Source organism: Microbacterium sp. KNMS, assembly GCF_053851835.1.
In genome coordinates this window covers 36850-59584 of the sequence record NZ_JBSQBP010000021.1, presented here as the reverse complement: position 1 = coordinate 59584, position 22735 = coordinate 36850, and the positions used below count along the sequence as shown (strand labels likewise).

At 72.8% G+C, this 22735-nt stretch carries 19 protein-coding genes; 8 read left to right on the top strand and 11 right to left on the bottom strand.

Translation table 11 applies throughout. The features are described 5' to 3' along the window. Positions 1 to 7: 7 nt before the first annotated feature. Complete coding sequence (locus ACWXWW_RS13360) at positions 8 to 703, bottom strand: potassium channel family protein (protein ID WP_421076091.1); 696 nt, start codon at positions 701 to 703, stop codon at positions 8 to 10. Between the two features lie 26 nt (positions 704 to 729). Then, on the bottom strand, positions 730 to 2193 hold the full coding sequence (locus tag ACWXWW_RS13355; protein ID WP_455970243.1) for a TrkH family potassium uptake protein: 1464 nt from the start codon (positions 2191 to 2193) through the stop codon (positions 730 to 732). 9 nt (positions 2194 to 2202) lie between these two features. Between ACWXWW_RS13355 and ACWXWW_RS13350 the strand changes: the two genes are divergently transcribed. Next, positions 2203 to 3411, top strand: coding sequence for an FAD-dependent oxidoreductase (locus tag ACWXWW_RS13350; RefSeq protein WP_455970241.1), 1209 nt, complete (start codon positions 2203 to 2205; stop codon positions 3409 to 3411). Between the two features lie 64 nt (positions 3412 to 3475). On the opposite strand, the gene ACWXWW_RS13345 is transcribed toward ACWXWW_RS13350, so the two are convergent. Genes ACWXWW_RS13345 through ACWXWW_RS13335 form a run of 3 tightly spaced genes read right to left on the bottom strand, consistent with a single transcriptional unit; the run spans position 3476 to position 7911 of the window. After that, positions 3476 to 5593, bottom strand: a complete 2118-nt coding sequence (locus tag ACWXWW_RS13345; protein WP_455970239.1) for a tripartite tricarboxylate transporter permease — start codon at positions 5591 to 5593, stop codon at positions 3476 to 3478. Between the two features lie 26 nt (positions 5594 to 5619). Further along, positions 5620 to 6795, bottom strand: coding sequence for a Bug family tripartite tricarboxylate transporter substrate binding protein (locus tag ACWXWW_RS13340; RefSeq protein ID WP_455970237.1), 1176 nt, complete (start codon positions 6793 to 6795; stop codon positions 5620 to 5622). 21 nt (positions 6796 to 6816) lie between these two features. Next, a complete protein-coding gene (locus ACWXWW_RS13335) occupies positions 6817 to 7911 on the bottom strand; it encodes a PrpF domain-containing protein (protein ID WP_455970235.1) in 1095 nt (364 codons plus the stop codon). Between the two features lie 256 nt (positions 7912 to 8167). Between ACWXWW_RS13335 and ACWXWW_RS13330 the strand changes: the two genes are divergently transcribed. Continuing rightward, entirely contained in the window at positions 8168 to 9097 is a 930-nt protein-coding gene (locus ACWXWW_RS13330) for a LysR family transcriptional regulator (RefSeq protein WP_455970233.1), read from the top strand. Between the two features lie 4 nt (positions 9098 to 9101). On the opposite strand, the gene proC is transcribed toward ACWXWW_RS13330, so the two are convergent. Further along, positions 9102 to 9941 carry a pyrroline-5-carboxylate reductase gene (gene proC / locus ACWXWW_RS13325; RefSeq protein ID WP_455970231.1) on the bottom strand — a complete coding sequence of 280 codons (840 nt, stop codon included), beginning with the start codon at positions 9939 to 9941 and terminating at the stop codon, positions 9102 to 9104. A 74-nt stretch (positions 9942 to 10015) separates the two neighbouring features. On the opposite strand from proC, the gene ACWXWW_RS13320 reads away from it, so the two are divergent. Then, positions 10016 to 10981 (top strand): cation diffusion facilitator family transporter, encoded by a 966-nt coding sequence (locus ACWXWW_RS13320; protein ID WP_455970229.1) that lies wholly within the window; start codon positions 10016 to 10018, stop codon positions 10979 to 10981. 29 nt (positions 10982 to 11010) lie between these two features. Beyond that, complete coding sequence (locus ACWXWW_RS13315) at positions 11011 to 11934, top strand: LLM class F420-dependent oxidoreductase (protein ID WP_271174407.1); 924 nt, start codon at positions 11011 to 11013, stop codon at positions 11932 to 11934. A gap of 240 nt (positions 11935 to 12174) precedes the next feature. Here ACWXWW_RS13315 and tadA read toward each other — a convergent pair whose 3' ends face one another. Further along, complete coding sequence (gene tadA / locus ACWXWW_RS13310) at positions 12175 to 12636, bottom strand: tRNA adenosine(34) deaminase TadA (RefSeq protein WP_421076086.1); 462 nt, start codon at positions 12634 to 12636, stop codon at positions 12175 to 12177. 65 nt (positions 12637 to 12701) lie between these two features. On the opposite strand from tadA, the gene upp reads away from it, so the two are divergent. After that, entirely contained in the window at positions 12702 to 13334 is a 633-nt protein-coding gene (gene upp, locus ACWXWW_RS13305) for a uracil phosphoribosyltransferase (RefSeq protein WP_271174406.1), read from the top strand. Between the two features lie 23 nt (positions 13335 to 13357). On the opposite strand, the gene ACWXWW_RS13300 is transcribed toward upp, so the two are convergent. After that, entirely contained in the window at positions 13358 to 14131 is a 774-nt protein-coding gene (locus tag ACWXWW_RS13300; RefSeq protein ID WP_455970227.1) for a hypothetical protein, read from the bottom strand. Continuing rightward, positions 14128 to 17679 carry a TM0106 family RecB-like putative nuclease gene (locus ACWXWW_RS13295; protein WP_455970225.1) on the bottom strand — a complete coding sequence of 1184 codons (3552 nt, stop codon included), beginning with the start codon at positions 17677 to 17679 and terminating at the stop codon, positions 14128 to 14130. Before ACWXWW_RS13295 ends, ACWXWW_RS13300 begins: the two co-directional genes overlap by 4 nt. Before the next feature lie 84 nt (positions 17680 to 17763). Between ACWXWW_RS13295 and ACWXWW_RS13290 the strand changes: the two genes are divergently transcribed. Beyond that, the gene (locus tag ACWXWW_RS13290; protein WP_455970223.1) at positions 17764 to 18585 is read left to right on the top strand and encodes an SMP-30/gluconolactonase/LRE family protein; all 822 of its coding nucleotides are present in this window, start codon (positions 17764 to 17766) and stop codon (positions 18583 to 18585) included. A gap of 34 nt (positions 18586 to 18619) precedes the next feature. Here the strand turns inward: ACWXWW_RS13290 and ACWXWW_RS13285 are convergent, their stop codons facing one another. Beyond that, a complete protein-coding gene (locus tag ACWXWW_RS13285; RefSeq protein ID WP_455970221.1) occupies positions 18620 to 18928 on the bottom strand; it encodes a hypothetical protein in 309 nt (102 codons plus the stop codon). Beyond that, entirely contained in the window at positions 18925 to 20757 is a 1833-nt protein-coding gene (locus ACWXWW_RS13280; RefSeq protein WP_455970219.1) for a PspC domain-containing protein, read from the bottom strand. The genes ACWXWW_RS13285 and ACWXWW_RS13280 overlap by 4 nt, the downstream gene beginning before the upstream one ends. Before the next feature lie 104 nt (positions 20758 to 20861). Here ACWXWW_RS13280 and ACWXWW_RS13275 point away from each other — a divergent pair, with 104 nt between their 5' ends. After that, positions 20862 to 22046: an ATP-binding protein gene (locus tag ACWXWW_RS13275; protein ID WP_455970217.1), complete on the top strand. Its 1185-nt coding sequence runs from the start codon at positions 20862 to 20864 to the stop codon at positions 22044 to 22046. Then, positions 22033 to 22698, top strand: coding sequence for a LuxR C-terminal-related transcriptional regulator (locus tag ACWXWW_RS13270; protein WP_271174399.1), 666 nt, complete (start codon positions 22033 to 22035; stop codon positions 22696 to 22698). The genes ACWXWW_RS13275 and ACWXWW_RS13270 overlap by 14 nt, the downstream gene beginning before the upstream one ends. Positions 22699 to 22735 lie beyond the last annotated feature (37 nt).

Genomic DNA, 22735 nt, shown 5'->3' with positions numbered 1-22735 from the left:
GCCGCGCTCAGCGCAGCTGCGCGAACGACTCGACGCGCCGGGTCGGCCCGACGACGAGCACGACGTCGCCCTCATGCAGCACCGTGTCGGCGTCGGCGTTGGCCCACTCGTTCGACGCGCCGCGGAACGCCGCGATCGTCACGCCGTGTCGCCGGCGCAGGTCGGTCTCGCCGAGCGGCACCCCCTGCACCTCGGCGGGAGCCGCCGTCTTGACGATCGCGTAGCCGCGATCGATCTCGAGGTAGTCCGAGGCGGCGCCACGGACGAGATGCGCGACACGGCGCCCCATGTCCTTCTCGGGATAGATGACGTGGTGCACGCCCAGCTGCTCGAGGATGCGGCCGTGCTGCTCGTCGACCGCCTTCGCCCAGATCACCGGGACGTTCAGCTGCAGCAGGAGCGAGGCGACGAGGATCGACGCCTTGATGTCGGTGCCGATCGCGAGCACGACGCGGTCGAACTCGTCGACGGCGAGCTGACGGAGGACCTCCTCCTTCGTCGCGTCCGCGCGCACCACCTGGGTGAGCTGCGCGTTGTGGTCCTGCACCACCTCCTCCGAGCCGTCGATCCCGAGGACCTCGGTGCCCGACGCCATCAGCTCGAGCGCGAGGGAGCTGCCGAACCGGCCGAGCCCGATGACGGCGACCGAGTCGGCCTCGGCGATGCGGCGAGACGTCTCGCCGAATGAGAGGAACCTGCCCATGGATTCGATCCTTTCCGCCGGCGGCATCAGCCGATCGCCGGCCGCTCCTTCGGGAGCTCGTATGAGACGCGGCGCTCGCGCAGTGCGAGAGCCGAGCCGAGCGTGAGGGGGCCGATGCGGCCCAGGAACATCAGCGCGGCGAGGATGAGCTTCGCCGCGTCGGGCAGATCGGCCGTGATCCCGGTCGACAGCCCGACGGTCGCGAACGCCGACACGGCTTCGAAGAGGACCGCGTCGAGATCGAGCTCCGTCATCGTGAGGATCGCGATGACGCCGGCCATCACGGCGGCGATCGCCATGAGGACGACGGAGATCGCCTCGCGGTGCACCGCGCGGGACAGGCGCTTGCCGAAGACGTTGACGGCCGTGCCGCCGCGCAGCTCGGTCCAGAGGATGAAGAGGAGCACGGCGAAGGTCGTGATCTTGATGCCGCCCGCGGTTCCGGCCGGCCCGGCGCCGATGAACATGAGCACATCCATCCCGAGCCGCGTCTCGTCGTGCATCTGGCCGATGTCGAGCGAGTTGAATCCAGCTGTCCGCACCTGCACGGCGTGGAAGAAGCCCGCGAGGATGCGCGTCGCGGGGTCGAAGGCGCCCAGCGTGCCGGGGTTCTCCCACTCGATCACCGTGATGTACACCGTGCCGAGGACGAGCAGCACGACCGTGCCGGCGAGCACGATCCTCGTGTTCATCGTCCAGTGCAGGGGCCGCCCGAGCTCGCGCCTCAGCTGCCGGAGCACGGGGAAGCCGAGCCCGCCGAGGATGATCGCGGCGCAGAGCGGGAGGCAGATCCACGGGTCGCCGACGAAGGACATGAGGTTGTCGCTGTACAGCGCGAAGCCGGCGTTGTTGAACGACGACACCGCATGGAACACCGCGAGCCACGCCGCCTCGCCCGCCGAAGACCCGTAGCCCACGACGAACCGGACGAACAGCAGCACGGCCACGACGCCCTCGATCGCGATCGACGTCGCGAAGATGCCCCACGCGAGCCGCCGGACATCGCCGATGCCGTCGGCTTTCGCCTCCGCGACGGCGTTGAGCCGTGAGCGCACGCTGAGCTTGCGCGCGAGCACGATGCCGACGAGCGACGCGAACAGCATGATGCCGAGTCCGCCGAGGTGGATGAGCACCAGGATGACGACGAGTCCGAAGGGGCTCCAGTGAGCCGCCGTGTCGACGACCGTGAGGCCGGTCACGCAGAGCGCGGACGTCGCGGTGAACACCGCGTCGACGGGGTCCGTGAACTCCCCCTCGGCATTCGAGATCGGAAGCCAGAGGAGCGAGGTGCCGACCGCGAGCGCGAGCCCGAAACCGGTGACGATCGCCTGCGCGGGAGCGAGGTGCCGCAGCCGTGCACGGTGTCGCCGCGACGACGTCGCTGAGAAGAGCACGAGGAAGCACGATACTCCTGCTTCGCGCGGCGCACGGACGACGCGCATTCCCCCGCTCCCGTGGACGCCCTTGCCGTCATCGGCCGCTCGCCGCATGATGGCTCCGTGCCCGCGCCGCGCAGAGCCCCGAGCCGGATCGACGCCGACTGCGTCATCGCGGGCGCCGGGCCGGCGGGCCTCATGCTGGGCCTGCTGCTCGCGCGGGCAGGCATCAATGTCGTCGCGCTGGAGAAGCACGCCGACTTCCTCCGCGATTTCCGCGGCGACACCATCCATCCGTCGACGCAGGAGGCGCTGCACGAGCTGGGCCTGCTCGACGAGTTCCTCGCCCTCCCCCACGCCGACACGGAGCGGATCACCGTGAGCTGGCACGGCGAGGAGGGCGTCATCGCCGACTTCTCGCGTCTGCCGCTGCGTCGTCGCGTCATCACCTTCATGCCCCAGTGGGATTTCCTCGACCTGCTCGCCCGCGCGGGCGAGCAGGAGGCGCCCTACCGGCTGCTCCGGTCGACGCGCGTCGAGGGCCTGCTCCGCGACGCCGATCGCGTGACCGGCGTGCGGGCCGTCGGGCCGGATGGCCCGCTCGAGGTCCGCGCGCGGCTCGTCGTCGGGGCGGATGGCCGCGACTCGCGCGTCCGCGAGCGCGCGGGCCTCGTGCCGCGCGGGAAGGCCGCGGGCATGGACGTGCTGTGGTTCCGCCTGCCGAAGCGCGCCGGCGAGCGCCACCCCTTCGTGCAGGCGGGAGCGGGCATGATCATCGCGATCGACCGCGGCGACTTCCTCCAGGTCGCCCACGTCATCCCCGCGGGCGGCTGGCAGGGCAGCGCGGCGGATCTCGCGCGCATGCGCGACCGCATCGCGCGCATCTCCCCTCGCCTGTCAGAGGCGGTCTCCCGGCTGACACCCTCCGACGTGCACCTCCTGCGCGTGCGGATCGAGCGCCTGCGCCGGTGGTGGTCGGAGGGGCTGCTCTGCATCGGCGACGCCGCGCACGCCATGTCGCCGGCGGGCGGCGTCGGCATCAACCTCGCGCTGCAGGATGCGATCGCGGCCGCGCGGATCCTCACCCCGGCCCTCCACGCGGGCGGTGCTGTGCCCGGCAGCGTCCTCCGCCGCGTGCAGCGGCGACGCGCGTTCCCGACGATCGTGACCCAGACCATCCAGCGCCGGATGCAGGCGCCCCTCCTGGCCGAGCGCGCGCCCGGCGCTCCCCTGCCCCTGATGCTCCGCCTGCTGCGGGATCACCCGCGGCTGACCCACCTCACCGGGAGGTTCGTCGGGATGGGCGTGCGCCCCGAGCGCATCGGCCGCTGACGCGGCTGCGCCCGTCGCGGGCATCCCTCACGACGGGCGCAGCGCTCGGACGCCGCTGCGGGTCTCAGAACAGAGACGACAGGAGCCCTTCGGGGATGTCCACGGGCATCAGGGTGGGCAGCGCGAGCAGCGCGACGAAGAGCGCCGCGGTGTAGATGACGGCCGTGCGGACCCCCACCCTCGCCTGCACGAGGAGGAACGCGGGGACGAACACCATCGCGGCCGCGAAGTACCCCAGGAGGGCCGTGAGGAGGAGGAATCCCGTCATCCACGCGAAGGTGACGAGGGCGTTTCGCGTGGCGTGCGGATCCGCCTGCTCGGGGTGCACGATCTCCTCGCTCAGCTCCGTGAGCACCGCACCGGTGTCGGGGTCGTACTGCACGCCCTCCGCGGAGGCCGGGGAAGCCCCGGAACCGGCCCGGTCGGGGCCGCCGGCGCCCGACGCGTCGGCTGCGTCGATCACCGCACGGCGTGCGCGATGCACGCGTCCTCGGACCTCGAGAGCGAGCATGGCGCCCGACAGCGCGACTCCCGCCCAGCCGACCAGCTGCGGCAGGAGCCGAGCGTCGGCGGAGTACTGCGCCGACAGCACGAGCGATCCCGCGAAGACGAGCAGCGCGACAGCGGCGGTGGCGAGCGAGACGATCGAGTTCTTGAGAGGGGCGTCGGGGTCGACGGCGCGGTGCGCCGCCTCCTCCTTCACCGTCCGCCCGCGCACGCGCATCCGGATGGTGCGGAAGACCGCCCAGAGGATCGGCAGCACGAGCACGGCGATGAACACGAGCGTCGCGGGCCGGAGCATCCACTCGAAGCCCTCGTACAGGCTGTCCGTGAGGAAGTAGTAGCGCTCCATCGGGATCGCGAGGACGAACCCGATGAGGAAGGGCGCGCGCGGCACGTCGATCGCCTTGAGGACCCAGCCGGCCATGCCGAGGAGCAGCATGATCCACAGGTCGCCCAGCTGACCGCCCTCTTGGAATGCTCCGAGCAGCATGACGACGACGAGTCCCGCTGCCAGCGCCGCGAACGGCACCTTCGTGAGCGAAGCGAGCGGCTTCACCGAGAGGAAGCACAGGAGAGCTCCCAGAACGGAGGCGATCGCGAACGTCCAGATGATCAGGTACATCAGGTCGAGGTGCTCGCCGATGATGTTCGGGCCGGGCTGGATCCCGTAGGTCAGCAGCATGCCGAGCAGCATCGCGGACGGGACCCCGCCCGGGATGCCGAAGAGGAAGGTGGGGATGAGGTCTCCGGCCTCGACCGAGTTGTTCGCGCTCTCGGGGCCGACGATCCCGCGCGGGTCGCCCTTCCCGAACATCCGCTTGTCCTTCGCCGTCGCGACGGCCTGGCCGTAGGCCATCCAGGTGCCGGCAGTGGCGCCGACGCCCGGGAGCACTCCCGCCACGATGCCGATCAGCGATCCGCGGAGAACCTGCGCCCAGTGCCGGAGCCATTCGCGGATGCCGCTCGCCCACCCGCCGCTCACGCGCACGGGGTGCGTCTCGGCGCGACGATGGCTCGCCCGCGATGCGATCTCCGCGAGTCCGAAGATCCCGAGCGCGACGGCGACGAGCGAGAGACCATCGCCGAGGAAGAGACTGCCGAACGTGAACCGCTCCTCGGCGGTGGTCGGAGCGATGCCGATCATGCCGACGAGCAATCCGAGCAGGCCGGACACGAGCCCCTTCACGATGTTCCCGCGCGAGAGCACGGCGGCGAGCGCGACGCCGAGCACCGTGAGCATGAAGAGCTCGGGGCTCGCGAAGGAGAGCACGAGCGGCCGCGCGAGAGGGATCGCGAGCGTGAGGCCGATCGCGCCGATGATCCCGCCCGCCATGGAGGACAGGAAGGCCAGGCTGAGGGCCCGCTTGGCCTGCCCCCTGCGCGCCATCGCGTAGCCGTCGAGCATCGTCACGGAGGCGGATGCGGAGCCCGGCGCGCCGAGCAGCACCGCGGATACCGTGTCGGAGGTGTGGACGACCGCGAGTGCGCCGATGAGCAGCGCCAGGGCGGCGGATGGATCCATCCCGAACGTCACCGGGAGGAGGATCGCCACGGCGGCGGTTCCACCGAGGCCGGGGATGAGGCCCATCACGAGACCGGCGAGAACGCCGGCGATGAGCATGAGAAGCAGGGAGGGGTCGGCCAGTGAGGCCAGCGCCGCAAGCGCCGCGTCGAGCATGAGTGTCTGTCCTGTCGTCCTGTGCGTCAGTGCACGGTGATGTCGTAGTCGTCTGCGAGGAGATCGAGGACGTAGTCCCGCGTCGCCTCCGAGACGGTGTAGGCGGCGCTCACGCTCTCCGCGACGGAGTCGTCCGCGAGGATCGGGTAGCCGCCCAGCACCTCCGCCGCGCGCTCGTTGAACGCGTCGTCCTCGGCCATGCGCTGCGCGCTCGCTCGAAGGAGGTCGACCGCCGCCGCGGGAGTGCCCTTCGGCACCCACAAGCCCTTCTGATACGTGTAGGTGAGACCGAGAAGCGTTCGGTATGCCTCGAAGGCGTCACCCGAGGGCCTCTCTCCGTGGAGCTCCTCGTAGACCTCCACGACCGTCGGGACATCCGGGAAGTTCGGGTCGCGGACGACCTCGCCATCGGCGTCGAGCTGGCCGAAGCTCATCAGCACGACTGCCTCGCCGCTTTCCACGAGCGGCTCGACGGACGGGCCGTACGCGCTCGTGGTCGTGTAGTCGATGTCGACCTCACCGCGCTGGAGGGCGAGATTGACCGGGCCCCGGCCCTCGAACCCGAACGTGGAGTCCACGTCGGCGTCGAGGAGGTCGAAGGCCACGAGGGTCGTGAGATCGAGGCCGGTCGCCGTGATCCCACCGAAGACGAGCGGCTCGTCCCGGTTCACGAGGTCGTCGACGCCCTCGACTCCCGCGTCGGTGCGGGCGTACACGACGCCGCCTGTGCCGTTCACGAGGATCGGGATCATGTCGGCGAAGGAGTACTTCACGACGTCGCGCTCGAGGACCCACGGCACGACGGTCGTCGCCGTGCTGACGAGCAGCTCGGCCCCGGTCGCGCCCGCGGACAGCGCGAAGTGGTTCGATCCGGTGATCCCCTCGCCTCCGTCCTCGTTCACCGGGGCGAAGCCGGGGTCACCGGGGATGAAATGGGCCAGGTCCTGCCCCACGAAGCGCGCCCACGTGTCGGTTCCCCCGCCCTCTGCGAGCGGGATCATGACCTCGAGCGTCTCCCCCGCGAAGTCCCCGTCCTCCGTGGTCGCCGGCGGATTGAGGGCTCCGCCCGCGAGCATCGTCGCCGCGATCCCGAGAACGGCGAAGACGCCCACGACCGTCACCGTCTTCGAGCGCGGGGCCGGGGGCGGATCGGCTGGAAGGGCGGAGACGTCGTCGTCAGGGCCCACAGGCGTGCTGGGCATCATTGCTCCTTGCGATTGAGATTACGCGCCGACGGGCGCGTCGGATGGCAGTGGCAGCTGGGCGTGCGCGAGCACGCGGGAGGTGCGGACCGTGCCGACGACGTCTTCGCCGTCGATCGTGCGCCGCCAGGTCGAGATCGTCCCCGCGGGCGTCCGCAGCCGGATCCCGTCCGACGCGCTCCCGCGCACGGCGTCGGCCACGATGCCCCCGGGGACCGCGGCCGCCATGGTGAGACCGACGCTGCCGGTGACGGGAAGCGCCGGGTGCGGCAGGCCCATGGAGAGCATGAGGACATCGAGGTCGGCGTCGCTGTCGGCGCCGGGAGTCGATACGATCGCGAGCTTCGGGACCGCGCGCTCAGCCTCCGCCGGCGACGGCGCGAGCCCCATCGCGACGGCGCCCGCCCGGCGGATCGCATCGAGCCGCGCGAGCGCATCGCGTCCGAGTGAGGCCCAATCCGCATAGCGCGCGCCCGAGAGCGCGGCCGTCTCGGCGCTGACGATCACGAGCGGCGCGCCGGCGTCGACGAGGCTCGCCTCGACCTGCCCCTCTTCCACCTGCAGCGTGTCGCGCACGCGCCCTGTGGGAAGCAGCCGTCCGGTCGTCCGTCCTGCGGGATTGACGAAGCCGAGCCCGACCGCCGTCCCGGAGAAGGGGACGCCGGGGATGTCGGTGTCGAGCCGCTCCTCCCACCGGGCGCCCGGAGTCGCGAGCCGCTCCCAGATCACCTGCCCCGTGTTGGTGTTGCGGACCCGCACGATCGTCTCGTCCGCGGCCGCCGCGACCCACCCCCGCGCGAGCGCGAACGGCGCGACCACTGCAGAGCAGTTGCCGCAGTTGGAGCCCCAGTCCACCGTGGCCTCCCCGATGCCGACCTGCGCGAACGTGTAATCCACATCGGCCTCGTCGTCGGAGGCGCGAGCGAGGATGACCGCCTTGCTCGTGGTCGAGGTCGCGCCGCCCACGCCATCGACCTGCCGCGGGTCGGGGCTGCCGTAGAGCCGCAGGAGGACGTCGTCGACGGACATGCCGGGGACCTCCAGCTGCTCGCGCTCGAACACCCAGCACTTGCTGGTGCCGCCGCGCATCCAGGTTGCGGAGATCGTGCGGTTCATCGGTCCTGCCTTCGAGATCGGGGCGCCGGGTGGCGACAGCACGATCGTGAATGCACTGTGGCTGAAACACCAGTTACAGATCCAGCAGAGTCATTAAGCAGTTCTTCATGCACGGATCCACAGGGCGCACGGAGCGCCCGGTGCGCTTCCTGAGGCTCGGTGCCGGTCAGCGGCCTACCATGAGAGAGGGGCCCCTGAAGTGGCCATTCGGCCCTCCTGGGCACCCATGAAGCATCCCTTCACGAGAGGAGCCCGCGTGCTCGACATCAATCGGCTCAGGGTTCTCCTGCGGGTCATCGAGACGGGGTCCGTCACCGCAGCGGCGGACGACCTCTTCCACACGCCGTCCGCCGTCTCTCAGCAGCTGCGCAAGCTCGAAGCCGAGGTCGGCCAGCCGCTGGTCCACCGGCGCACCGACGGCATGATCCCGACCGATGCCGGACTCGTCCTCGCCGGGCATGCCCGCACGATCCTGCGCCAGATGGACGCGGCCGAGTCCGACCTGCGTCGTCTGGCACGCCTCGAAGGCGGCTCGCTGAGCGTGGGCACGTTCCCCACGATCGGGAGCTCGTTCCTCCCCCTCGTCATCGGACGGTTCCGCCGGGAGAATCCCTCGGTCGCCCTCGACGTCCGCTCGAGCCGGCTCGAGGATCTCGTCGATCTGCTCAGCCGGGGCGAGGTCGGCCTCTGCTTCCTGTGGGAGTACGCGTGGAACCCTCTCGACCCTCGCCAGTTCGACCTGACCCTCGTCTTCGAGGAGCCCACCGTGCTGCTCGTGGGCGCCGAGCACCCGCTCGCGGGGCGTGAGAGCGTGCAGATGAGCGAGCTCGCCTCAGAACCGTGGATCATCCGCGCCGACGACCATCCCGTGGCCGAACTGCTGCAGAGGTCCTGCCTGGCCGCGGGATTCTCGCCCCGCATCGCCTTCCAGGCGAACGACTATCTGGAGGCGCAGGCGATGGCGAGCGTCGGCCTCGGCGTCGCGCTCGCTCCCGAGAGCGCCGTCGTGACCCGCCACCCGGGCGTGCGCGTGCTGGCCCTCGGCGACGATGCCCCGTCGCGTCGCATCCTGCTCGCGCAGCGGCACGACCGCGTGCGTGCGCCCGCGGAGGTCGCCTTCCAGTCGCTGGTCCTGCAGCTCGGCGAGAGCTGGCGCGCCGGCCGCGCCGAGGCGATCGGCCGCTGACGCGTCACGCGCCCGCGGCGAGCTCCTTCGCGCGCGCGATCGCGGCATCCGTCGCCGTCCGGAAGAGCTCGCTCAGGCGAGCGTCCTGCAGGACCGCGATCGCCCGCTCGGTCGTGCCCTTGGGGCTCGTCACCTGCCGACGCAGCTCGGCGGGGTCCTCCCCCGTCGCGTCGAGGAGCGCCGTCGCGCCGATGAACGTACCCTCGGCCATCGCGCGCGCATCCGCCTCCGCGAACCCCTGCGCGACGGCCGCGCGCGTGAGCTCCTCGACGAGGAGGAAGACGTAGGCGGGCCCCGAACCCGAGATCGCCGAGAGCGCGTCGATGCGCTCCTCGGGCACCTCGATCACGGTGCCCACCGTCTCGAAGAGGCGGCGCACGACGCGCACATCCTCGTCGCTCGCGGCGGCGCCCCGAGCGAGGCCCGTGACGCCCTTGCCGATGCGCGCGGGGGTGTTCGGCATCGAGCGGAGCACCGCGGTCTCTGAGCCGAGGATGCTCTGGAAGGTGTCGAGCGTCACGCCCGCTGCGAGGCTCACGACGATCGCGTCGTCGCGGAGAGCGGACCCGATCTCGCGGAGGAGGTCGGGCACCATCGCGGGCTTCACGCCGACGAGCACGATGCGCGCCTCCGACGCGGCGCGCGCGTTGCCGTCGGGCTCGTCCTCGAGCGCGATGCTCGTGACCCCCGGGACCGCGGCGAGCTCGGCCGCCTTCTGCGCCGAGCGGTTGGTCGCGAAGACGCCGCCGTCGACATCGAGTCCGCTCGCGACGAGGCCCCGCAGGATCGCACCGCCCATCGAGCCGGCACCGAGGAACGCGACGGAGGGGAGCGAGTCAGTCATGCGTCAATCCTAGGGATCGCGTGCGGCGCGCCGACGGGCGGGCGAGGCGCGAGCGCCCGCCTTAGACTGCGAGCATGAGCGCACACGGCGGTGGCAAGGCGATCCTGGCGGCCTTCGCGGCGAACATCGGGATCGCGATCGCGAAGTTCATCGGATGGATCATCTCGGGCTCCGCATCGATGCTCGCGGAGGCCATCCACTCGGTCGGCGACTCCGGCAACCAGCTCCTCCTCCTGCTCGGCGGACGCCGCGCGCGGCGAGCCGCCGACCGCGAGCACCCCTTCGGGCACGGCCGCGAGCGCTACGTGTACGCGTTCGTCGTCGCGATCATCCTCTTCTCGGTCGGCGGGGTCTTCTCGCTCTACGAGGGAGTCGAGAAGCTCACCCACCCGCACGCGGTCGAGAACGCCTGGCTGCCGATCGCCATCCTCGTCATCGCGATCGGGCTCGAGAGCTTCTCGCTGTGGACCGCCGTCAAGGAGAGCAACGCGGTGCGCGAGCGCGGGCAGTCCTGGGCGTCGTTCATCCGCCGCGCGAAGGCGCCAGAGCTGCCCGTCGTCCTCCTCGAGGACTTCGCGGCGCTGATCGGCCTCACCCTCGCGCTCCTCGGCGTGGGCCTCACGGTGCTCACGGGCGACGCCGTCTTCGACGCGCTCGGCACCATCTGCATCGGCGTGCTCCTCATCCTCGTGGCGATCGTGCTCGGCATCGAGACGAAGAGCCTGCTCGTCGGCGAAGGCGCATCGGAGGCCGACTTCGAGCGGATCGTCGCCGCGATCGAGGCGGGGCCCGAGGTCGAGAAGCTCATCCACGTCAAGACGCTCTACGTCGGGCCCGAGGAGCTCATGGTGGCCGGCAAGGTCGGCCTCCCGCAGGACATCTCCGTGGCCGATGCGGCGCGCGACATCGATGCGGTCGAGGCGCGCATCCGCGAGGCCGTGCCGGCCGCGCGGATCATCTACCTCGAGACCGACGTCTATCGCGCTCCCCACGAGCCCGGCCCTCCGACGGAGACCTTCATCCTCAAGTCCTCCGACTGACGGCTCCCTGCGCTGACAGACTGGGGCGCATGGAGTTCTGCGTCTTCACCGAGCCCCAGATGGGGGCCAGCTACGACACCCAGCTCGCGTTCGCGCAGCAGGCCGAGCGCGTCGGATTCGACGGCTTCTTCCGCTCGGACCACTATCTGACGATGGGCGGCGAGGGGCTGCCGGGTCCGACGGACGCCTGGACGACGCTCGCCGGCCTGGCGCGCGAGACGACCCGCCTGAGGCTCGGCACCCTCGTCTCGTCGGTCACCTACCGCTGGCCCGGGATCCTCGCGATCCAGGTCGCGCAGGTCGACGCGATGTCGGATGGCCGCGCCGAGCTCGGGCTCGGAACCGGCTGGTTCGAGGCGGAGCATCTCGCGTACGCGATCCCCTTCCCCCGGAAGCGGTTCGGGATGCTCGCCGAGCAGCTCGAGATCGTGAACGGCCTGTGGTCCACCTCGGTCGGCGAGCGCTACGGCTTCGAGGGAGAGCACTACCGGCTCGTCGACTCCCCCGCCCTGCCGAAGCCCGTGCAGGATCGGGTGCCCGTCATCGTGGGCGGCGCAGGCCTCACCCGGACGCCGGAGCTCGCGGCGCAGCACGCGACCGAGTTCAACATCGCCTTCCAGCCCGAGGACGTCATCGCCGACCGCTTCGCCCGCGTGCGCGCGGCGTGCGAGCGGATCGGCCGGGACCCCGAGACGCTGAAGCTCAGCGTCGCGCTCACGACCCTCGCGGGCGGCAGCGAGGCCGACCTCGAGCGGCGCGCGGCCGCAACCCGGACCGACCTCGCGGCGTTCCGCGCGGGAGACGGCTTCGCCGGCTCCGCCGACGACATCGTCGCCAAGGCGACCCGGTTGAAGGAGCTCGGCGCGTCTCGGCTGTACTTCCAGCTGATGGACATGGGCGACCTCGATCACGTGGCGTATCTCGGCGAGGAGGTGCTGCCGCGCCTGCGCTGAGCGAATCGCCGTCAGGGTCTTGCATTCCGATATTTCAGTAGGCGAGGCTAGGGACTGCGCCCGACCGGCGCACCTCTCCCACCTGGGCTCCGGCCCGCAGAACAAAGGAAACGACCATGGCAGATCTCCTCGGCCTCCTCTCCGGACTCCTCGAGACGCTCCTCGGCCTCCTCGGCGGCCTCGGCATCTGAGCCCATCGCTCGAGAGTCCCCGCGGCGCGGCCGCGGGGACTCTCTGCGTTCAGCGGCGCTCGGCGAAGAAGGCGCGCAGGAGCGCCACGGCCTCGTCCTCGAGCACGCCGCCGACGACCTCCGCGCGGTGGGGAAGGCGCCGGTCCCGCACGACGTCGTACATCGATCCCGCGGCTCCTGCCTTCTCGTCCCACGCCCCGAAGACGAGCCGCCCGATGCGGGCCTGCAGGACCGCTCCCGCGCACATGACGCACGGCTCGAGCGTCACGACGAGCGTGCATCCCTCGAGGTTCCAGGATCCGATGGCCTCAGCCGCGCGGCGCATGGCGACGATCTCGGCGTGCGCCGCGGGGTCGTGCGTCTCCTCACGGAGGTTCCGCCCCTCGCCGAGCACCGCGCCATCCGCCCCGAGCACCACGGCTCCGACCGGGATGTCCCCGCGCTCCCCCGCCGCGTCGGCCAGCGCGAGCGCGCGGCGCATCGCGGACACGTCGGATGGCGAGGAATTCACCCTCCGAGCCTAGAGCGGCCCAGGCTCTCTGCATCCGCGCAACCGCGTCCCGGTAGCCTTGCCCTATGCGCCTGCACGTCGCCGACCACCCGCTCATCACGCACAAGCTCACGGTGCTCCGCGACAAGGCAACGCCGTCGCCGGTCTTCCGTCAGCTGACCGAGGAGCTCATGACGCTCCTCGCCTACGAGGCCACGCGCAACGTGCGCGTCGAGCCGGTCACGATCGACACCCCCGTCACGCAGACGAAGGGCGTCAGGATCGCCGACCCGAAGCCGCTCGTCGTCCCGATCCTGCGCGCAGGGCTCGGCATGCTCGAGGGGATGACCAAGCTCGTCCCGACCGCGGAGGTCGGCTTCCTCGGCATCGTGCGGAACGAGGAGACCCTCCTTCCGACCACGTACGCCGAGCGCCTGCCCGACGACCTCAGCGACCGCCAGTGCTTCGTGCTCGACCCGATGCTCGCGACCGGCGGCTCGCTCGCCGCGGCGATCAAGTACCTCTTCGACCGCGGCGCGACCGAGGTCACCGCCGTGTGCCTTCTCGGCACCCCGGAGGGCGTCCACGCGATCGAGAGCCTCGTGGGCGACCGCGACATCACGCTCGTGCTCGGCGCGCTCGACGAGGGCCTCAACGAGCACGGGTACATCGTGCCGGGGCTCGGCGACGCGGGCGACCGCCTTTACGGCACGGTCTGAGCCGGGGCGGCCCGGGCCGCGCCTCAGTCCACGTCGAGCCGGTAGGCCCGCTCCTCGCCGTACGTCCGGAAGCCGGCGCGCGCGAGGATCGGCGCCGAGGTCGACACGCGCCCCTTGACGAGCGCGGTCGACGCGCCGAACGCGCGGGCGAGGCGGAGCCGCTCCGCGAGCACGGCCCGGTACGCGCCGCGCCCGCGGTCGGAAGCGAGGGTGGCCGCACCCCAGAGGCGCGCGAACTCCCCGACGATCGTCGCGCCGCCCGTGCTCACGGGGCGGCCGTCGATGCGCGCGAGCACGCGGAACCCGCGCCCCGCGCTCCAATCCGCCTCGAGCTCGCGCAGCTCGGCGTCGAGCCCCGCCTCGTCGAGCGGCGCCTGCTCCCAGACCGGCACGTTGACCGCGTCGACGTCGCGCAGCTGCTCTCGTGTGCGCACCGTCTCGACCGCGACGCTCGGGGACTCCCCCGGCGTCGCCTCGTCGAGGGCGAGCGCGAAGACCGTGACGGTGTCCTCGTGCACCGCGCCGCGCCGGAGCAGCGCGTCCGCGAGCCCTGCCGGGCGGTCGGATGCGCCGACCCAGAAGGTCGTGCGCCGCTCGCCCCAGTCGCGGGCGCGCTCGAGCGCGGCGTCCACCGCCTCATCGGCTGTGCCCTCGCGGTCGAACGCCGAGACCCGCACCCCGCCGCCGAAGCGCGCGGGATACCGCACGGCGACCATCCCGTCGACGACGTGATCGGAGTCGCGGGGCAGCCAGACCCACTCGGCGGCTGCGCGGCGGATGGCGTCGGCGTCGGTCATGCGCGCTCCTCCGGGGCCACGAGGCGGGCGAACGCGCTCATGCGCGCGACGCCGGCGGGCGTGTGCGGCAGGTCGTCGAGCAGGGCGGGCGAGTGCACGAGGTACGCCGCGACCATCGCGCGCGAGATCGCGACGTTGAGCCGGTTCTGGAGCAGCAGGAACTCCGTCCCGCGCGGGGCGTCCCTGCCCGATGAGGCCGCGAGCGTCACGATCGAGATCGCGGCTTCCTGCCCCTGGAACCGGTCGACGGTCCCGACGCGCACGCGCGGCCATCCGGCACGCTGCAGGGTCTGCTCGACGAGCTGCTGCTGGGCGTTGTACGGCGCGACGACGATGATGTCGTCCTCCGTGAGCGGGCGCGGCGGGCACGCGTGGGCGACGCCGTCGTCGTCGATGCGGATGTCGGTGAACGCCCGCCCGACGACCTCGCCGACGATCCGCACGACCTCGTCGGCCTCGGCCTGCGACTCGGTCGCATCGCCCCGATGACGCACGGGCACCGCGTGCAGGCCCGGCGCGACGCCGTCGACCGACCGGCGCTCCGCGCCGGCGCGCGACGCGAGACGCCCGGCGTAGGACAGGTGCGAGACGGCCTCGGACACCTCCGGATGCATGCGCCACGACCGCGCGAGGAAGTAGCCGTGCGTCTCCGGGAGCACCTGCTGGCCATCCATGACCCAGCCGAGGGCCGAGGTGTCCACGGGCTCGGGATGCACCCCCTGGCTCACCTGCGGAAGCTGCTGCGGATCGCCGAGCAGAAGCAGGCTGCGCGCCGCCGTCGAGACCGCGATGGTCGACGCGAGCGAGAACTGGCCCGCCTCGTCGATGACGAGCAGGTCGAGCCCGCCGCGCGCGATGCGGCCGGTGTGCGTGAAGTCCCACGCGGTGCCGCCGACGACGTAGCCGCCCTGCTGCTCGGAGACGAAGCGGGCCACGCCGTTCTTGGGGATCAGCGTGAAGGCGGGGTCGCGCGGCTCGGCTCCGGACTTCGGCGCCTTCGCGACGCGCGAGCCGGGCACCCCCGCCGCGACGACGCGGTCGAGCATGTTCTCGACCACGGCGTGCGACTGCGCGACGACGCCGACCCGGTAGCCGTGCTCCATGACGAGGCGCGCGATGACGTGCGAGCCGACATACGTCTTGCCGGTGCCGGGAGGCCCCTGGACGGCGACGTAGGAGCGGTCGAGGCCGCGCACCGTCCGGACGATCGCGGACACGTCGTCGCCGTCGGACGGCGCGATCCCGGCACCGCGCGGCGGGATGCGGCGCAGGATGTCGGTGGCCGGGTCGGCCGGGAGCTCCCCCGCGTCGGCCGCGCGCACGACCGTCTCGGCCCATGCGTCGATGGCCCCCTGCTGGTTGCCGGCACGCGGCGGGGGCGCGGGGGTGAGGGCGACCGGAAGCTCCTGCCACGTCTCGCCGTCGGCCGCGCGCTCCTCGATGACGGCACCGTCGTCGAGGACCTCGATGACGCGTGCCTGGCGCGGCACGTGCACCCAGCGCGGGGAGGCCTGGTTCGGGAACGGAGCGGGCCGCGGATAGAGCAGGTACGGCTCGACGCCCTCGCTCAGTCGCGTTCCCGGTGCGAGCTCGCCGCGGAGCTCGACCACGCGGCGGACGGATCGCGCGCCCTCGGGCATCCCCCAGTCCTCGACGACGCGGCAGCGCGAGGCGTCGACGGCGAGGACATCGCGCGTGTCGAGCCAGAGGCCGAGCGGCTCCCGCAGCCGCTGGAAGTGCCCGTGCCAGAAGCTCTTCGCCTCGCGCGGGTAGTAGTCGATCGCGGCCGCAGCGAGACGCAGCGCGTCCTCGTCGGCGCTCGGGGCCGACAGCGGGTCCGCCGCCACGCGGGCATCGCGGCGCGCAGCGGCATGCGCGTCGAGCGCGAGCGCGAGCGGAGACGGCGCGTACGCGAGCTCGTCGGGCACCTCGGGCGGGGCAGGGGTCACGCCGGTCTCCCGCGCACGCTCGACGAGCCAGTCGCGCAGGCGCCGGGTCGAGACGCAGTCGTAGCGGTTGTAGTCGGCGAGGTCGTCGAGGATGGCCCGCGCGGCCGCCTCCTGCCCATCGGCCTGCAGGGCGCGCGCCTCGACGTAGCGGACGATCGAGTCGTCGCCCTTCTGCACGTCCTGCGTGCGCACCTCGTCGCCCATGTAGAGCGGCTCGAGCTTCTTGATCGAGTACGACCGCGAGCCGATGCGCAGGGCCCGGCGCACGACGGGGTAGAGATCGACGAACAGCTCGTCGCGCAGCATCCGGTCGACGTCGGCCTCGCGCACACCGTGCCGAGCGGCCATCGCCGCCAGGTGCGTGGGCTCATACGGCGCGTAGTGGTAGATGTGCATGTCGGGATGCGCGGCCCTGCGCGCCGCGACGAAGTCGCAGAAGCGCTCGAGGGCGGCCTTCTCCTCCGCGAGGGTGTGCGCCCAGAGCGCGGAGTACTGCTCGCGCAGGTCGACCCATCCGAAGAGGTAGTCGATGCCCCAGACGGCGGCCGAGCCGACCTGCTCGCTGTAGAGCGGATCGCCCTCGAAGTCGAAGAACACGTCGCCCTGGCTCGGGCGGGGCATCGCGCCGAGCGCGAGCGGCTGCACGACCTCGTACGCGGGAACCGGGTGCGCGTCGGCCGGCTCGTCACCCGGAACGCCCGCAGGGCTCTGCAGCTGGAGGCGCGCCTGCGTGCGCAGCGACGCGAAGACGTCGGAGTTCATCCGCGCGGGGCCGGTCTCGGCCGCCGCGAGGTCGTCGATCGTGCGGATGCCGATGTCGCGCAGGCGAGCGCGCTGCGACGGGCGCATGCCCGCGACGAGCAGGAGGTCGCGATGCGCGACGACCTCGAGCTCGCAGGTCGCGCAGCGCCCGCAGGCGGACACCTCGAGCTCGCCGCGCTCGTCGCCCCACGCGATCGCCTCGGCCGACGCGCCCCGCTCGATCCCGCGATCCGCGATGAGCGCCCGCAGGCGGCGACGGCGCACGTCGAACATCGGAAGCAGGTCGTCCACCCGGTGCGTCGACACCGAGCCGTCGCCGAGCAGGAGGTCGACCTCGTCGGAGGTCGGGATGCCGAGACGGCGCAGCTGATCGACGTATGCCGCGAGCTGCATGAGCGCCGTCACGCGGGCCGTGCGGGCGAGCTTGCTGTCCTGCACGCGCCAGCGGCCATCTGCCTCCTGCACGAGGAAGTCGGCGAATCCGACGAACTCGTCCGTGGTGAAGGCCGCCTGGAACAGCACCCGCGCATCCGACCGCAGCGCGTCGACGGTCTGGGCCGCCACGTCGGCGAGCGCCGCGGAGTCGGCCGACGACACCCGCTCGAGCTCGACCACCCCGGCGCCGAACTCCTGGCGGTAGCGCTCGAGGACGCGCTCCTCGTGGCGATCGCCGAGCCGGGCCGCGCGCTCGAGCATGGCGTCCTCCGGATCCTCGACGGCGGCGACGCGGCCGAGCTTCGCGTCGATCGCCCGCAGCCACGCGAACTCGCACTCGGCGGCGGCCTTGAGGTCGCTCGCGCTCCACACGAGGCGCTGCTCTGTCGGGATGAATCTCACACTCCGACGGTAGCCCGGGTCTCGGACATCCCCGTCCGCCGGCATGACACGATGGCTCTGATGCCCGCGAGCGGAGGAGACGGCATGGACGAGCGACCCGGCCCGTGGACCCGGTTGAGCGCCGCGGCCCATCCCCTCGGCGAGGGATCGCGGCTCATCGACGGCGTCGTGCACTGGGTCGACCTCGAAGGCGGCGTCCTGCACGCCTGGACCCCCGAGGGCGGCGACGCCGCGACCCATCGGCTCGACCGCCCGGTCGGCTTCGCCGAGAAGGCGCCGGACGGACGCCTGCTCGCCGCGGCGGGGACGGGCGTCGTCGAGCTCGACATCTTCGGGCGCCACACTGCTCTCGCCGACACCGGTCTCGATCCCGCCCGGCATCGCGTCAACGACGGGACCATCGCGCCCGACGGATCGCTGTGGTTCGGGACGATGGTCCGGGACGGCTCCGATCCCGAGGGCTCGGTCTGGCGCTGGGACGCGGGCACCGGCGAGGTGACGCGCCTCGCGACCGGCATCGACATCCCGAACGGCCCGGCCTTCCATCCCGACGGCGAGACCGTGCTCATCGCCGACACCGTGGGCGGCCGCATCCTGCGCGCGCCGCTCGCGGCACCCGACCGCCTCGACGTGTTCGCCGCGGTCGACGGGTCGCCCGACGGCCTGCACGTCGACGCGCAGGGACGCATCTGGAGCGCCGTGTACGACGGCGGGCGCCTCGACGTGTACCGAGCGGATGGCGCGCGGCTCGCGCGCATCGAGGTCCCGGCCGAGCACCCCACGAGCGTCCTCACGACGCCGGACGGCCGCGTCGTCGTGACGAGCGCCGCGCAGGGCATGGACGAGCCGGGCCCGTTCGACGGGCACACGTTCGCCGCCGCGATCGCCGACGTGCTCGAGGCCTGAGCCCGGTCAGGCGGCGCAGGCGCCGGGGCCCGGCTCAGCGCCGCGCTGACCGCTTCTGCACGCCGCGCGCGAGCCCGGCGAGACCGGCGACGAGGATGACCGCGCCCGCGGCCAGGACGACGGTCACCGCGGTCGAAACAGGGTCGGCCGTGAGGATCCAGTCGGCCACGGCCGCCTGGAGCGCGGCGTATCGCGTCGCGTCGAGCACCTGTCCCAGCCCGACGAGGGAGACGACCAGCATGAGCGCACCCCAGATGATCGCCGCCCAGCGGATGCGGGGCCGCTCGGCGGGCTCGGGGCCCGCGGCCGGGACGCCCTCGGCGACGCGCTGCTCTTCGCTCATCGTGGACTCTCCTCGTCAGCGGACGGCGTCGGCTCGGCGGAGGCTCCGCCCGTGCCATCGGTCGGCTCCGGCGTCAGGCCGCCCGTCGAACCCGCGGTCGGCGTGGGCGTCGGCTCAGCCGCGCCGAACTCGTCCTCGTCGAGCACCCAGATCGACACCTCACCGCCCTCGGTCTGCGTGATGTCCACCGTGCGCAGGGGCGCATCCGCCTCGGCGCCGTCCTGCGCCCACTCGACGATCCCGTCGCGCGGCACCGGCAGGTCCTCCGACTCGTAGACGCCCGCGTCGCCCATCCGGGTCACCATGACGCGCGTGTCATCGTCGGCATGGACCCGGATGTCCGCCGCGATATCCGGAGGGACGGTCACCTGCGTGAAGCCGGCACGGCGGACGACCGTGGCGCTGCCCTCTCCGCCGCCGTCGGCCATCAGCCACAGCTCGAGGGAGCCGTAGGCGCGCGTCACCTCGTACGACGAGCCGTCGACGGCGATCGTCTGCCAGCTGTTCGCGCCGATCACGTTGTTCGCGCCGAGCGCCGTGCCGGCCCCCGCGGCGAGCGCGATCACGGCGAGGGCCGCGAGCGCCCCGCTGCGGCGGCGCAGGGCGCCCGCGATCACCATCCCGCCGGCCGCGACCGCCGACATCGCGAAGGCCGCGGCCGCAAGGGCGGCCGAGGCGCGCTCGGGCTCGATCGGCCAGGTCCCTCCGCCGAGGACGACGAGGGCTGCGGCCGATCCCGCGACGAGGGCGAGTCCGAGTGTCGACGCGCCGAAGGCGAGGGAGATCCTCGGACGAGTCGCCCTGCGGGCCGCGCGCACGCGCGCCGCCTCCTCGGCGAACGCGCGCGCGGCCTGCTGGCGGCGGGTGCGCTCCTCCTCGCGGGCGAGGCGCTCCGCGTCGGTCTGCTGCGCGCGCCACGCGTCGTGCTGCTCGCGCCACTCCTCGTGCTGGCGACGCCAGGCGTCGAAGTCGCCGTCGGCGGGCGGCTCGGGCGACGGAGCCGGCTCGAAGGGCGGGACGGCCGGCCCCCCGGCCGTCCCGCGGGCGGCGGGGGTTCCCTGCACCCCGCCGAGGCCCCCGCCCGACACGGGGGACGCGATGCGCCGGCCGGCCCAGATGCCGAGCGCGGCGATGGCCGCGACCGCCGCGAGCCCGACGAGGAGCGCGACGGGCGATCCGTACCCGAAGATCGCGGGCACGACGACGCCGAAGCCGATCCCCAGGATCGGGATGGCGGCCGCGACACAGACGAGGACGATGAGCGCCGTCCGCCCCGGACCGAGCGCGGCCACGCCGCCCACGGGCCGCTCGCGCCGGACGAGCCAGAGCGCGAACGCGGCGAGCGCCGCGACGACCGCGATCCAGAACGAGGCCTCGATGGCGGTCCAGACGATCCGGCCCGGGTACGCCAGGGCGAGGAAGTCCTCCATGAGCGTCGCGCTCGCCCAGCTGGCGAGTGCGCCGAAGCCGATCATGATCGCGATGCCGACGAGGGCCGGGCCCGAGCCGGTCCGCAGCCGGATCGCGATGTCGCCCCGCTCATCCGGGAGCAGCGCCCATCCGAGGGCGTACAGCCACAGCGCGGGGAACCCGAGCACCGCGGCGACGACGAAGATGCCCCGCACGATGACGGGGTCGGCGCCGGTGCGGCGCGCGATCGCGGCGCACACGCCGCCGATCCAGCCCTCCGTGCGCACGAGGCCGAGCGATCGCACCCAGTCGAAGAAGCCTCCTCCCGGACGACGCGACGGCGCCTCGACGGCGGGAGCGCCGCCATCCGCCCCCACGGCGCTCGTCATCTCGGTTCCCCGCGGCTCGCTCTCGGTCATGGTCCGATCCTCGCGCGCTGCGCGCCGGCGCCGCCATGAGGGATCACCCCGGTCCTCCCCTGATTCGCCGGCTCAGGGCGGCCCGCGCGTGGTTGCATGGGGGCATGACCGCCGCGCCTCCCGCCTCGCGCCTCGCGCGCTCGCGCAGCGCGGTCGTCGCGGGCGTCGCCGAGGGCGTCGCGCGGCACCTCGGATGGCGCGTGCCGGTCACGCGGCTCCTGTTCGCCGCGACGGCAGGCATCTGGGGCGCGGGCGCACTCCTCTATCTGTGGCTCTGGGCCTTCACGCCCCTGCAGGATGGCGACGCGCGCGTCACGCGGCGGGCTCCCGTCGCGTGGATCCTCCTCGCGGGGGCTGCGCTGTTCCTCCTGGTCGCGCTCCAGATGAACTACTGGAGCCTCACTCAGGGCGTCCTCCCGCCCGCGAGCCTGCTCCCCGCGGTCTTCGCGATCGCGCTCGCGACCGCCGCGGGCGTGTGGTCGGCCGTCCTCGACCGGGCCGACCCGGCCCGCGGCCCCCAGCAGGACCTCCTCCTGCGGAGCATCGCGTCGGCCGTGCTCGCGGCCGTGGCCATCCTCATCCTCACCCGAACGGGCTCGGTCGCGGCCCAGCTCGCGCCGGTCATGCTCCTCATCGCGCTCGCGGCAGCGCTCGGCATCGCCGTCGTGTGGTCGTCGACCTGGATCGCGCGGTTCCGCGAGCTCCAGGCCGCGCGCATCCAGGGCATCCGCGAGGAGCAGCGCGCCGAGATGGCCGCGCACCTGCACGACTCCGTGCTGCAGACGCTCGCGCTCATCCAGAACCGCGCGGGCGCATCGAGCGAGGTCGGCCGGATCGCCCGCGCCCAGGAGCGCGAGCTGCGGGCATGGCTCTACGACGACGACGCCCCCGCCGACAGCGACCTCGCGACCGATCTGCGCGACTACGCGACAGCGCTCGAGCTCGACTACGAGGTGGCGATCTCGGTCGTCTCGGCCGGATCGTCGACCGAGCGGGCGAGCGGCGAGGTCGCCGCGGCGGCCCGCGAGGCGATGCTCAACGCGGCGCGCCACGCGGGCGGCGACGTCTCGGTCTACATCGAGGGCGCCCCGGGAGCCGTCGACGTCTTCGTCCGCGACCGCGGTGCCGGGTTCGACCTCGACGCCGTTCCCGAGGACCGCTTCGGCGTGCGCGAGTCGATCGTCGGCCGCATGCGGCGCACGGGCGGGATGGCCTCGGTCACGCGCGGCGCAGGAGGCGTCGGCACGCAGGTGCACATCCGCTACCCTTCGGCAGGTGCCCGTGCCTGAGCTCACCGTCGTGATCGTCGACGACCACTCCATCTTCCGCTCGGGGCTGCGCGCCGACCTCGACGGCGCGCTCCGGGTCGTCGGCGAGGCCGCCGACGTGCCGTCCGCAGTCGCCGTGATCGCCGAGACCGCGCCCGACGTCGTGCTCCTCGACGTGCACCTGCCCGGCGGCGCGGCCGGCAGCGCGGGCGGCGAGGACGTCCTGCGGCAGGCGTCGCCGCTCTCACCCGGAACCCGCTTCCTCGCCCTGAGCGTCTCCGACGCGGCGGAGGACGTCGTGCGGGTCATCCGCGCGGGCGCCCGCGGCTACATCACGAAGGGCGCATCGGGAGCCGAGGTCTCGCGCGCGGTGCGGGTCGTCGCATCGGGCGACGCGGTCTTCTCCCCGCGCCTGGCCGGATTCGTCATCGACGCCTTCGGCGCGGCCTCGGGCGAGACCGCGGTCGCCGACGACGAGCTCGACCGCCTCTCCGCGCGCGAGCAGGAGGTCATGCGGCTCATCGCCCGCGGCTACGCCTACAAGGAGGTCGCCGCCGAGCTCTTCATCTCGGTGAAGACCGTCGAGACGCACGTGTCGGCCGTGCTCCGCAAGCTCCAGCTCTCGTCGCGGCACGAGCTCACGGCGTGGGCGTCGGCGCGACGGCTGCTCTAGCGGCGATCGGGGCGGCCCACCGCCTCCGGTGACAGAC

Coding starts and splice junctions, on each gene's coding strand:
- ACWXWW_RS13360 (WP_421076091.1), bottom strand. CDS start 703: ATGGGCAGGTTCCTCTCATTCGGCGAGACGTCTCGCCGCATCGCCGAG.
- ACWXWW_RS13355 (WP_455970243.1), bottom strand. CDS start 2,193: ATGCGGCGAGCGGCCGATGACGGCAAGGGCGTCCACGGGAGCGGGGGA.
- ACWXWW_RS13345 (WP_455970239.1), bottom strand. CDS start 5,593: ATGCTCGACGCGGCGCTTGCGGCGCTGGCCTCACTGGCCGACCCCTCC.
- ACWXWW_RS13340 (WP_455970237.1), bottom strand. CDS start 6,795: ATGCCCAGCACGCCTGTGGGCCCTGACGACGACGTCTCCGCCCTTCCA.
- ACWXWW_RS13335 (WP_455970235.1), bottom strand. CDS start 7,911: ATGAACCGCACGATCTCCGCAACCTGGATGCGCGGCGGCACCAGCAAG.
- proC (WP_455970231.1), bottom strand. CDS start 9,941: ATGACTGACTCGCTCCCCTCCGTCGCGTTCCTCGGTGCCGGCTCGATG.
- ACWXWW_RS13320 (WP_455970229.1), top strand. CDS start 10,016: ATGAGCGCACACGGCGGTGGCAAGGCGATCCTGGCGGCCTTCGCGGCG.
- ACWXWW_RS13315 (WP_271174407.1), top strand. CDS start 11,011: ATGGAGTTCTGCGTCTTCACCGAGCCCCAGATGGGGGCCAGCTACGAC.
- upp (WP_271174406.1), top strand. CDS start 12,702: ATGCGCCTGCACGTCGCCGACCACCCGCTCATCACGCACAAGCTCACG.
- ACWXWW_RS13300 (WP_455970227.1), bottom strand. CDS start 14,131: ATGACCGACGCCGACGCCATCCGCCGCGCAGCCGCCGAGTGGGTCTGG.
- ACWXWW_RS13290 (WP_455970223.1), top strand. CDS start 17,764: ATGGACGAGCGACCCGGCCCGTGGACCCGGTTGAGCGCCGCGGCCCAT.
- ACWXWW_RS13285 (WP_455970221.1), bottom strand. CDS start 18,928: ATGAGCGAAGAGCAGCGCGTCGCCGAGGGCGTCCCGGCCGCGGGCCCC.
- ACWXWW_RS13280 (WP_455970219.1), bottom strand. CDS start 20,757: ATGACCGAGAGCGAGCCGCGGGGAACCGAGATGACGAGCGCCGTGGGG.
- ACWXWW_RS13275 (WP_455970217.1), top strand. CDS start 20,862: ATGACCGCCGCGCCTCCCGCCTCGCGCCTCGCGCGCTCGCGCAGCGCG.